Consider the following 9,569-nt stretch of genomic DNA (forward strand, 5'->3'; position numbering starts at 1 on the left):
TGACAGCGGAGGATGTGGCAGCGCGGGGCATGACAGCTGCGTCGCGCAAGATAGGCCCGCATCACCATGCATCCCGCGCCAATCGCGGCGGCTTCGCGGCATTCCTGAGGTCAATTGGTGCGATCGCCCGCGGTTAACTTTTCATTAACCAAACCGGACCACCGTAGATTCACGGCTTGGGGGTCGTTTGTTCTCGATCCGCTTCCAACGGTGGAAGCGGGCGTTGATCGGGGAGTGTATTGATGACCACTGTTCACGTCGCTGCGTCCGAGCCGGGCGCGCAATTCCTTGCACCGAACCAGATCGTTCCGCTGCTGATCGGCGCCACCGTCGACGAGGTCGAGCGCGAGCTCGTGCTTCAGACGCTGGCGCGCTGCGACGGCAACCGCACGCGCGCCTCGCGCGTGCTCGGCCTGTCGGTGCGCACGCTGCGCAACAAGATCCGGCTCTATGCCGCCTCCGGAATCGAAGTGCCCGCCTATCAGGATTAGCGCGCGGTGCCGATCGATGTTGAGCGATCCCGTGCGATGGGCGGGCGGAATTGCTGCTGTCGTCAAACGCCGCTAAGTAGCTTGCTTCCGTGAAAGGGGAGCAGTGGCGTGGCGGACGATCAGGGACGACGGCAGGGACCTCAGGGACCGCGCGGGCGGCAGGGCGAACCGGGACGGCCGGGACCGCAGGGTCATCCGGGCCGGCGCGGCCCCGACGGCGCGCGCGGCAAGCCGGGTCCACAAGGCAAGCCGGGACCGATCGGAAAGGCCGGACCGCCAGGCAAGCCCGGTCCGCAAGGTAAGCAAGGCGAAGCCGGTCCGCGCGGACCGGCCGGCGCGCAGGGGCCTGTCGGACCGCAGGGGCCCGCAGGGCCGCAAGGCCCGCGTGGCGAGGCCGGGCCGCCCGGTCAATTGCCGTCGATCGAACAGGTGCTGCCATGGCTCGAGCAGCTGTTCGACGCCTGGGATGAACGCCGCCGCCAGCGCGAGCGTGAAGCCGCCGAGCGCGAGGCGCTGGAGGCCGCCGTGCAGGAGACTGACGAACCGATCGCCGATGATGGGAGCGACGAAGGCGAAGGCGACGATCTCAGGAAGAAGAAGAAGAAAAAGAAGAAGCGCGGCAACAAGGGCTAGCAGACGAGCCTATTCCTCGTGTTCGCGTCGCGGGAGCATGCCCATGCGCTCGAACTGCCAACGCATGGCCCGATACCAGAGATAGCCGACCGCGGCGCCGCACAGGGCGAGGATGATCGTGTTCACGCTCGAGAAGGAGCCGCTCCACCACATCATCCAAGCGGTCCACAGTACCGTGAGGGTGACGGCACCTGCTTTCAAGGGAAGAAGGGGGCGGCTCATGATCATGCTCCGGGTTATCAAAACCCCGGCGGACATCATCGCGCAGTAAGTGGGCCCTCTTCCGTGAGCCAGATCACGGAACGGGCTCTCTGGGATCGCTAACCGAACCGCAGCCGCGAGCGCTCCTTGGCCTTTTCCGCCTCGACCTCGCGGTCGCGCGCCGGCGCATGGGTGTGCAGCGAGCTCAACAGCCGCCGCGCGGCCTCCGACACCTCCGCCACTGCGCGCTCGAACACCTCCTCATTGGCCTGTGACGGCTTGTTGAAGCCGGACAGCTTTCGCACGAACTGGAGCGCGCTGGCGTGGATCTCGTCCTCCGTCGCCGGTGGTTCGAAGTTGAACAGCGTCTTGATGTTACGGCACATGCAGTCTCTCCGGATATGTCCAAGGACGATCGGCGGCGACGAAATCCTACATCCTTCCCCGCACTTCTGTTAAGTTCCGCGGCAACGCGGCCGCCGAATACGAGCCGCACGGGGAGAGGAACATGAGAACTTCTTGCGCGGCCTTGTCGGCCGTTCTGCTATCCATCTCGACGTCGATATGGGCAGCCGACTATCCGGCGCCAAAGCAGGGCGACTGGATCGCCAAGGATTTCAAGTTCCACACCGGCGAGACCATGCCCGAACTGCGGCTGCACTACACCACCGTCGGCGAGCCGAGCGGCCAGGCTGTGCTGGTGCTGCACGGAACAGGCGGCTCGGGCGCGAGCATGCTGTCGCCTGCTTTTGCCGGCGAGCTGTTCGGCGCCGGGCAACCACTCGACGCCTCCAAATATTACATCATCATTCCGGACAGCATTGGCCACGGCAAATCGTCAAAACCGTCCGACGGCATGAAGACGAGCTTCCCGAAATACGACTACGACGACATGGTCGAGGCGCAATATCGCCTGGTGACGGAAGGCATCGGCGTCAAGCATCTGCGGCTCGTCATCGGCAATTCGATGGGCGGCATGCACACTTGGCTGTGGGGCGAGAAATATCCGAAAGCAATGGACGCGCTGATCCCGATGGCCTCGCAGCCAACCGAGATGGCCTCGCGCAACTGGATGCTGCGGCGGATCATGCTCGACACCATCCGCAACGATCCCGACTACAATGGCGGCAATTACACCAGCCAGCCGCGCATGATGAAATACGCCATCACGGCCTATGGCATCGCCAGCATCGGCGGCACGCTGGCCTATCAATCGCAGGCGCCGACGGCAGCGAAGGCCGACAAGATCGTCGACGATCGGCTCGCGACGCCGATCACGGCGGATGCCAACGACTTCGTCTATCAGTGGGAGTCCTCGCACGACTACAATGCCGGCGAGAAGCTGGAGCAGATCGAAGCGTCGCTGTTGCTGATCAATTCCGCCGATGACGAGCGCAATCCGCCCGAGACCGGCATCACGGACGCTGCAATGAAGCGGGTCAAGAACGGCCGCCTCTTCCTGATCCCCGCAAGCGCCGAGACGCGCGGCCACGGCACCACCGGCAATGCGAAATTCTACAGCGAGCAGGTTCGGCAATTGCTGAAGACCGCGCCGCAGCGGACCATGTAGGAGCACCACGCGCGCCATCTCGCAACGCATCATATGCAGCGCTCGACGCCGCATATTATTTGAGCATGCATTGCGCTGACGGCTCGGGCTTAATCGCGCCAACGAAACGAATCGATGCGCGGGACAATCGCGCGCCATTGGTACACACGCGATGAGGAGGATCGCATGCACAGGCTCGCACTGTGCGTTTGGCTGGCCGCGCTGACGAGCGCCGCGCTCGCGTTCGACAACGGGCAATATGACCACGTCTCGCCCGACATCCGCGCCTGGTTCAAGAGCGTGATCGCGCCGAACGGCGTGCCCTGCTGCGACATTTCCGATGGCCATCGCACCGAATACGACGTACGCGGCGGCGCCTATTGGGTGCCGATCGAAGGACAATGGATGGAGGTGCCCGAGCGCGCCATCATCCGCGACCGAGGCAATCCGGTCGGTCAGGCCGTGGTGTGGTACGTCCACCACCGCGGCGCCATCATCATCAGCTGCTTCGTGCCGGCCGATGCGGTGTAGCGCGCTGGATTTCGTTGGCTGCAGGCGCCCGATCGGTTAGCTTGAGGCCAAGCCGAAAGCGGAGGCACGCCGTTGACCGATCTTAGCGCCGAAGACCTCGCCACCATCTATGCCAAACCGTCGCCGCGCGTCATTGCGAAAGCGCGCCCGGCGATCGATGCCCATGCGAAGAAATTCATCGAGATGTCGCCGTTCTGCGTGCTCGCGACATCGGGAGTGGACGGCAGCGTCGACGCATCGCCGCGCGGCGGCGGCATCGGCTTCGTCCACGTGGCCGGTCCCAACCAGCTGTTGATGCCCGACCGCTCCGGCAACAACCGGATCGACAGTTTTCGCAACGTCGTCGAAGGCTCGGGCTTCGTGCATCTACTGTTCTTCGTGCCAGGGATCGACGAGACACTGCGCGTCGGCGGACGCGGCACGCTGTCGGCCGATCCGGATCTGCTCGCCGCGATGGTGGAATTCGGCAAGCCGCCGCGCGCGGTGCTGAATGTCGCCGTCAGCGAGGTCTATTTCCATTGCGGCAAGGCGCTGATGCGCTCGAAGCTATGGTCGTCCGAGAAGGTGCAGCGCTCGGTGATGCCGAGCATCATCGAGGTCATTCACGACCAGACGGGCTTGGGTGAACCGCAGAGTCAGGAGAGCGTGGAAGAGCTCTACAAGACGCAGTTGTAGGCGGTGCGACAACCACAGTGTCGTCCCGGACAAGCGCAGCGCAGATCCGGGATCCATAGCCATAGGGAGTGGTTTGGCGAAGACTCGGAGTTACCAGTTGCGCGCTACGACCACTTCCTGTGGTTATGGGTCCCGGCGTTCGCCGGGACGACAAGGGAGTATGCGGCCAGTGCCAGGGCTCAGTGCCCCTCGCCTTCGAGACCGCCGACGTGCTTCTGGGTGTAGAGCTCGAGGCCGATACGGCCGATCAGGTCAAGCTGGGTTTCGAGGAAGTCGATGTGGTGCTCCTCGTCGCTCATCAGCTTCTCGAACAGGTCACGCGTGACGTAGTCCTTGGCGCCATGGCAGTAGGTCGCCGCTTCCTGGTAGAGCGCCCGCGCGCTCATCTCGGCGGCGAGGTCGCATTCGATGATCTCTTTGACGTTCTGGCCGATGCGCAGGGGATCGAGCACCTGCATGTTCGGGAAGCCATCGAGGAACAGGATGCGCGCGGTGAGCTTGTCGGCGTGCTCCATCTCCTCAATGGACTCCTTGCGCCAGACCTTGGCCATGTCCAGGAGGCCCCAGTTATCGAGGAAACGGTAGTGCAGCCAGTACTGGTTGATCGCAGTCAGCTCATGACGCAGCGCCTTGTTGAGATAGTCGATGACTTTTGGGTCGGCCTGCATGGTTCACTCCAGCTCTTGCAATCCAAATCGGCCCCAAACCGAATTTAGAATGCTTCTAAATGAATTTGCGGACGACGGCAACCGGCTGGGGGAACGCAGCCGGGGGAAAGCTCAGCCAGCGTTGAGGAAGTTTTCAGCAGGCCGCGAGCGCGAACTGGGCCGGTTCGGCCGTCTCGTCGTTGGCGGCCACGGCGAGGCTGTGCGGACAGCCGGCACAGCAGGATTGGGCGCAGGGGCCAAGCGCTTCGTCGATGATGGTCTTGATGGTCCGGGCACAGCGGCCGCATTCGGCGCTACAACCGAGACATCCATAAACCTGCTTGGCATGGCGCACGGCGTCGTCGGACTCGGCGACGGCGGCGCGGATGTCGTCATCGCTCAGCACGTTACAGGAACAAACGATCATGGAAGCGGCAGGCCCTTCGGTGATGCACCATCATCGATATTTAAGGGGCCGGCCGGATGCAAAAGGAAAAACCGGTATTTGAAGCTATTCCAAACTGGCCCGCAAACAACCTAGAACGACTCTAAAATAGAGCGTTGCGCTGGATCAAGATTGCGGCGGACCTAGTCGCCACCACCGCCTCCCCCGCCATCACCGCCGCCCCCGCAATCCCCGCCGCTGCTGCCGCTATCGCTGCTGGAACAGCTGCCGCCATCAGTCGAACGCCCCGAACTGTCACTGGAAAACCAGCTTCCCAGCGAGAAGCCATCGCTCGTCCCCGAATAGCTGTCGCCGCCGCTACTCCCTCCGTCATTGCCGGCCGCGGCGCGGGAGCGCCGACCGCGGTTCTGGAGGTGTGTGATCCAGCCGTAGCCAATCGCGAAAACGATCCCGGCAGCAATCAATGCATTAATCATCGCGTTGCCCATCATCGTCTCCTGGGTGGAGCTGCGGTCCATACCAATCTGTCGTAGCCGGCAAGGGTGCCGTTCATTGATCATTCAAGCGAAGTATGGAACTCTGCTGCCAAAGAGTTCCCGCGTGTTTGTGTGAAAGGTCAACAATGAAGAAGTCGCTCCTGGCAATTGCTGCCATCGTCACTCTGGCCCTGACGGCCGGAACACCGGCCAATGCGCAGCGCGGCGTCGCTGCAGGCGTGGCGGCCGGGATCATCGGCGGCGCCATTGTCGGTGGCGCGCTGGCTTCTCCGTACTATTACGGACCCGGCCCCGGCTATTACGAACCCGGCTACTATCCGCCCCGCTATTACGCCCCTGGCCCGGGCTATGTTGTCGACGACTATTACGGCGGCGGCTGCGTCTGGCAGAAGCAGCGCTTCTGGGACGGCTACGCCTGGCGCGTCCGCCGCGTCAGAGTCTGCGGCTGAGTCGCCCTTGAAACCGGTTCACTACGGATGCGGCGTTCATCTCTGGGCCTGAAAAAGACCGCTTTTTCTCGTCACAGCTCCGTGTGCGTTTACCGTGGATTGACCATTTGCGCGCTTGCTAGCCCAACGGCCAATTCCATCAGAGTGTGCGTGAACTTTTGAAACCCGGGCACCTCTAACAAGGGGAGCCCATCTCCCAGGAGAGCCCTGAGCATGAAGAAGACTTTAGTTGCCGCCCTCACGGTTGCGACGGTCGCCGGTTCGCTGGTGACCGCCACTCCGCCCGCCAAAGCCGGTGACGGCGTCGGCGCCGGCATCGCAGCCGGCCTGATCGGCGGCGCGATCGTCGGCGGCGCCATCGCGTCGAGCCGCCCCGCCTATGGCGGCCCCGTTTACGTGGCCGAGCCCCCGCCGCCGGCGCCCTGCTACTGGCGTCGTGAGCGGTATTGGGACGGCTACGGCTGGGTCAGCCGGCCGGTTCGCGTCTGCTACTGATCTGATCGTTACGCGCGCATGCGCGCCGCGATCGAAGCCCGGCCGAGCATCTCGGCCGGGCTTTTTCTTTTGGCCGAAGTCGAGAACAGTTATCGCGCAGCCTGGATCGAGCGCAGCACCTCTTCACTCGGCCAGCAATCGACCTTGAGGCCCGCCGACTTCTGATAGGCACCGAGCGCGGCGCGGGTCTGCATGCCCGCCTTACCGTCGATCTTGTCCTTGTAAAGTCCGGCGCGCGTGAGCCCGCGCTGCATGGTCTCGACGTCTTTCGTGCGCAACTGCTTCGAAGCCGACCAGGGCGTTGCGAACGGCAGCGGACTCATCATGCGGTCGCTGAGATGGCCGACGAACAGCACGTAAAGATCGGAGAAATTGTACTCCTTGATGACGAAGTAGTTCTTCGTGGTCAGGAACGACGGCCCGTAGATGCCCTCCGGCTGCAGCAGCGAAGCGGGCTGCGCCTGTTCGGCGGCGCTGAGCTTCTGCCCACGCACCGGCACAAAACCCTCGCGCAGCCACTGGCCGATCGGCTTCGTCACCTCGGGCACACCGGCGGTGCAATCGACCTTGGCCGGCGCCTGCACCTCGTAGGCCCAGCGCACGCCGCTTTGCCAGCCCTTGTTGACGAGCTGCTGCGCAGCGGACGCCAGCGCATCCGGCACCGAATGCCAGATGTCGATGCGACCGTCGCCGTCGAAGTCGACGCCGTGCTTGTAATATTCGGAAGGCAGGAATTGCGTGAGACCAGTCGCGCCGGCCCAGGACGAGCGCATGTCCTTGCGCGTGACCACACCCTCGCCGAGGATCTTGAGCGCGAGAATGAACTCGTTGCGGTACTGATCCTTGCGGCGTCCGACATAGGCCTGCGTCGCCAACACGCGGACGAGATCGTAAGGCAGCGTGTAGCGGCCATAGTCTGTCTCGCGGCCCCAGATTGCGAGCATGACGGTCGCAGGTACGCCTGAGCTCCTCTCGATCTCAGTGAGCGCGGTGCGATATTTTTGCAGCAGCCGCTGCCCCTCGCCTGCAAGCCGCGCGATCGAGCCTTCCTTGACGTAGTCGGCGGGCACCTGCACGAACTCGGCCTGCGACGGTGCGCCGGTCGCGGGCCGCCCCGGCAGGATCAGATCGGGCAGCTTGTAGTCCGGCTCGAGCCCGCGCGTCTGTTCGTCGAACGTCGCGCGCGACACGCCTTCGGCCTGCGCCTCCGGCCAGAGCGAGGCGATGAACTGCGTGAACGCGGCGTCAGCGGCGCGGGCGGGCGACAGGGCACAGGTGATCGCGATCACCGCGGCGATGAGCGCCCGCCACATCATGCCGAAATCACCGCGTCAGCTTCTTGTACTTCACGCGGTGCGGAATGATGCTGTCCTGGCCGAGACGGCGCATCTTGTCCTTCTCGTAATCCTGGAAGTTGCCCTCGAACCATTCGACGTGGCTGTCGCCTTCGAAGGCCAGAATGTGGGTCGCGATGCGGTCGAGGAACCAGCGATCGTGGCTGATGATGACGGCGCAGCCGGCAAAATCCTCCAGCGCCTCTTCCAGCGCACGCAGCGTGTCGACGTCGAGGTCGTTGGTCGGTTCGTCGAGCAGCAGCACATTGGCGCCGGACTTCAGCATCTTGGCGAGATGGACGCGGTTGCGTTCACCACCGGAGAGCGCACCGACCTTCTTCTGCTGGTCGGCGCCCTTGAAGTTGAACGAGGAGCAATAGCCGCGCGAATTGACTTCCTTCTTGCCGAGCAGGATCAGCTCGTTGCCGCCGGAGATCTCCTCCCAGACGGTCTTCTTGCCGTCGAGCGCGTCGCGCGATTGGTCGACATAGCCGAGATGCACGGTCTCGCCGACCGTGATCGTGCCCTTGTCCGGCGTTTCCTGCTCGGTGATCATCTTGAACAGCGTGGTCTTGCCGGCGCCGTTGGCACCGATCACGCCGACGATGCCGCCGGGCGGCAGCTTGAAGGTGAGATCGTCGATCAAGAGGCGATCGCCATAGCCTTTGCTGAGGCCTTCGAAATCGACCACGTTGGCGCCGAGGCGCTCGGCGACCGGGATGATGATCTGCGCGGTCTGGGTCTGCTTCTCGCTCGCCTGCTTGAGCAGCTCCTCATAGCGCTGGTAGCGCGCTTTTGATTTGGCCTGGCGTGCCTTTGGCGAGGACGCCACCCATTCCTGCTCGCGGGCCAGCGTTTTCTGGTGCGCGGCTTCTTCGCGGCCTTCCTGCTCCAGGCGCTTCTGCTTCTGCACCAGCCAGGACGAATAGTTGCCCTCGTAGGGAATGCCGCGGCCGCGATCGAGCTCGAGGATCCAGCCCGTGACATTGTCGAGGAAGTAGCGGTCGTGGGTGACGATCAGGATCGCACCGGGATAGTTGCGCAAATGGCCTTCGAGCCAGGATACCGATTCTGCGTCGAGATGGTTGGTCGGCTCGTCCAGCAGCAAGAGCTCGGGCTGGTCAAGCAGCAGGCGGCACAGCGCGACGCGGCGGCGCTCACCGCCCGAGAGTTTCGTCACGTCGGCATCGTCGGGCGGGCAGCGCAGTGCGTCCATGGCCTGGTCGACCTTGCTGTCGAGATCCCAGAGGCCCTGCGCCTCGATCTCGTCCTGCAGCTTGGTCATCTCGTCGGCAGTCTCGTCCGAGTAGTTGACGGCGAGCTCGTTGTAGCGGTCGAGGATCGCCTTCTGCTTGGCGACGCCCTGCATGACGTTCTCGCGCACGGAAAGCTTGGGATCGAGATGCGGCTCCTGCTCGAGATAACCGACGCGGGCGCCTTCGGCGACCCAGGCCTCTCCGGTGTATTCCTTGTCGAGGCCGGCCATGATCTTGAGCAGGGTCGACTTGCCCGAGCCATTGACGCCGAGCACGCCGATCTTGGCGTCCGGATAGAAGCTCAAATGGATGTTATCGAGCACCTTCCGGGTCGGGTAGCTCTTGGTCAGGCCCTGCATGAAATAGATGAACTGGCGCGCCATCGGTCCCGTGAAACCTTCGATT

Annotated in this window: 14 protein-coding genes; 7 read left to right on the top strand and 7 right to left on the bottom strand. The window is 63.6% G+C overall.

The genetic code is table 11. The annotated features are described in order from the left end of the window. Nucleotides 1–242 precede the first annotated feature (242 nt). A complete protein-coding gene (locus XH85_RS38450) occupies nt 243–491 on the top strand; it encodes a helix-turn-helix domain-containing protein (protein WP_091879398.1) in 249 nt (82 codons plus the stop codon). A gap of 108 nt (nt 492–599) precedes the next feature. Further along, nucleotides 600–1,124, top strand: a complete 525-nt coding sequence (locus XH85_RS38455) for a collagen-like domain-containing protein (protein ID WP_128936091.1) — start codon at nt 600–602, stop codon at nt 1,122–1,124. 9 nt (nt 1,125–1,133) lie between these two features. Here XH85_RS38455 and XH85_RS38460 read toward each other — a convergent pair whose 3' ends face one another. Both XH85_RS38460 and XH85_RS38465 read right to left on the bottom strand, forming a co-directional pair. Further along, on the bottom strand, nt 1,134–1,346 hold the full coding sequence (locus XH85_RS38460; RefSeq protein ID WP_128936092.1) for a hypothetical protein: 213 nt from the start codon (nt 1,344–1,346) through the stop codon (nt 1,134–1,136). A 98-nt stretch (nt 1,347–1,444) separates the two neighbouring features. Further along, nucleotides 1,445–1,711, bottom strand: a complete 267-nt coding sequence (locus tag XH85_RS38465) for a DUF2277 domain-containing protein (protein WP_091879404.1) — start codon at nt 1,709–1,711, stop codon at nt 1,445–1,447. Between the two features lie 122 nt (nt 1,712–1,833). Here XH85_RS38465 and XH85_RS38470 point away from each other — a divergent pair, with 122 nt between their 5' ends. From XH85_RS38470 to XH85_RS38480, 3 genes are all read left to right on the top strand, one after another. Then, nucleotides 1,834–2,895, top strand: a complete 1,062-nt coding sequence (locus tag XH85_RS38470; RefSeq protein WP_128936093.1) for an alpha/beta fold hydrolase — start codon at nt 1,834–1,836, stop codon at nt 2,893–2,895. 165 nt (nt 2,896–3,060) lie between these two features. Continuing rightward, the gene (locus XH85_RS38475; protein WP_128936094.1) at nt 3,061–3,405 is read left to right on the top strand and encodes a hypothetical protein; all 345 of its coding nucleotides are present in this window, start codon (nt 3,061–3,063) and stop codon (nt 3,403–3,405) included. Between the two features lie 72 nt (nt 3,406–3,477). After that, nucleotides 3,478–4,080, top strand: a complete 603-nt coding sequence (locus XH85_RS38480; RefSeq protein ID WP_128936095.1) for an MSMEG_1061 family FMN-dependent PPOX-type flavoprotein — start codon at nt 3,478–3,480, stop codon at nt 4,078–4,080. 179 nt (nt 4,081–4,259) lie between these two features. Here XH85_RS38480 and bfr read toward each other — a convergent pair whose 3' ends face one another. The 3 genes from bfr to XH85_RS38495 all read right to left on the bottom strand — a co-directional run bounded on the left by bfr (nt 4,260) and on the right by XH85_RS38495 (nt 5,624). Continuing rightward, nucleotides 4,260–4,748: a bacterioferritin gene (gene bfr / locus XH85_RS38485; protein ID WP_091879416.1), complete on the bottom strand. Its 489-nt coding sequence runs from the start codon at nt 4,746–4,748 to the stop codon at nt 4,260–4,262. Nucleotides 4,749–4,881: 133 nt separating this feature from the next. Then, the gene (locus XH85_RS38490) at nt 4,882–5,154 is read right to left on the bottom strand and encodes a (2Fe-2S)-binding protein (protein ID WP_128936096.1); all 273 of its coding nucleotides are present in this window, start codon (nt 5,152–5,154) and stop codon (nt 4,882–4,884) included. Nucleotides 5,155–5,315: 161 nt separating this feature from the next. Further along, entirely contained in the window at nt 5,316–5,624 is a 309-nt protein-coding gene (locus XH85_RS38495; RefSeq protein ID WP_128937575.1) for a hypothetical protein, read from the bottom strand. A gap of 131 nt (nt 5,625–5,755) precedes the next feature. On the opposite strand from XH85_RS38495, the gene XH85_RS38500 reads away from it, so the two are divergent. Both XH85_RS38500 and XH85_RS38505 read left to right on the top strand, forming a co-directional pair. Further along, nucleotides 5,756–6,079 (top strand): hypothetical protein, encoded by a 324-nt coding sequence (locus tag XH85_RS38500; protein WP_128936097.1) that lies wholly within the window; start codon nt 5,756–5,758, stop codon nt 6,077–6,079. Nucleotides 6,080–6,292: 213 nt separating this feature from the next. Then, nucleotides 6,293–6,574 (top strand): hypothetical protein, encoded by a 282-nt coding sequence (locus tag XH85_RS38505; RefSeq protein WP_091879425.1) that lies wholly within the window; start codon nt 6,293–6,295, stop codon nt 6,572–6,574. An 89-nt stretch (nt 6,575–6,663) separates the two neighbouring features. Here XH85_RS38505 and XH85_RS38510 read toward each other — a convergent pair whose 3' ends face one another. Beyond that, a complete protein-coding gene (locus XH85_RS38510) occupies nt 6,664–7,890 on the bottom strand; it encodes a lytic murein transglycosylase (RefSeq protein WP_128936098.1) in 1,227 nt (408 codons plus the stop codon). A gap of 7 nt (nt 7,891–7,897) precedes the next feature. Then, complete coding sequence (gene ettA, locus XH85_RS38515) at nt 7,898–9,547, bottom strand: energy-dependent translational throttle protein EttA (RefSeq protein ID WP_091879432.1); 1,650 nt, start codon at nt 9,545–9,547, stop codon at nt 7,898–7,900. Nucleotides 9,548–9,569 lie beyond the last annotated feature (22 nt).

Origin of the sequence: Bradyrhizobium zhanjiangense, from assembly GCF_004114935.1 — a bacterium.
GTDB lineage: Bacteria > Pseudomonadota > Alphaproteobacteria > Rhizobiales > Xanthobacteraceae > Bradyrhizobium > Bradyrhizobium zhanjiangense.

What these genes read in the sequence shown, in the direction of transcription:
- XH85_RS38475 (WP_128936094.1), top strand. Translation starts at nt 3,061, where the DNA reads ATGCACAGGCTCGCACTGTGCGTTTGGCTGGCCGCGCTGACGAGCGCC.
- XH85_RS38500 (WP_128936097.1), top strand. Translation starts at nt 5,756, where the DNA reads ATGAAGAAGTCGCTCCTGGCAATTGCTGCCATCGTCACTCTGGCCCTG.
- XH85_RS38490 (WP_128936096.1), bottom strand. Translation starts at nt 5,154, where the DNA reads ATGATCGTTTGTTCCTGTAACGTGCTGAGCGATGACGACATCCGCGCC.
- XH85_RS38505 (WP_091879425.1), top strand. Translation starts at nt 6,293, where the DNA reads ATGAAGAAGACTTTAGTTGCCGCCCTCACGGTTGCGACGGTCGCCGGT.
- bfr (WP_091879416.1), bottom strand. Translation starts at nt 4,748, where the DNA reads ATGCAGGCCGACCCAAAAGTCATCGACTATCTCAACAAGGCGCTGCGT.
- XH85_RS38465 (WP_091879404.1), bottom strand. Translation starts at nt 1,711, where the DNA reads ATGTGCCGTAACATCAAGACGCTGTTCAACTTCGAACCACCGGCGACG.
- XH85_RS38460 (WP_128936092.1), bottom strand. Translation starts at nt 1,346, where the DNA reads ATGAGCCGCCCCCTTCTTCCCTTGAAAGCAGGTGCCGTCACCCTCACG.
- ettA (WP_091879432.1), bottom strand. Translation starts at nt 9,547, where the DNA reads ATGGCGCGCCAGTTCATCTATTTCATGCAGGGCCTGACCAAGAGCTAC.
- XH85_RS38470 (WP_128936093.1), top strand. Translation starts at nt 1,834, where the DNA reads ATGAGAACTTCTTGCGCGGCCTTGTCGGCCGTTCTGCTATCCATCTCG.
- XH85_RS38510 (WP_128936098.1), bottom strand. Translation starts at nt 7,890, where the DNA reads ATGATGTGGCGGGCGCTCATCGCCGCGGTGATCGCGATCACCTGTGCC.
- XH85_RS38495 (WP_128937575.1), bottom strand. Translation starts at nt 5,624, where the DNA reads ATGATGGGCAACGCGATGATTAATGCATTGATTGCTGCCGGGATCGTT.
- XH85_RS38450 (WP_091879398.1), top strand. Translation starts at nt 243, where the DNA reads ATGACCACTGTTCACGTCGCTGCGTCCGAGCCGGGCGCGCAATTCCTT.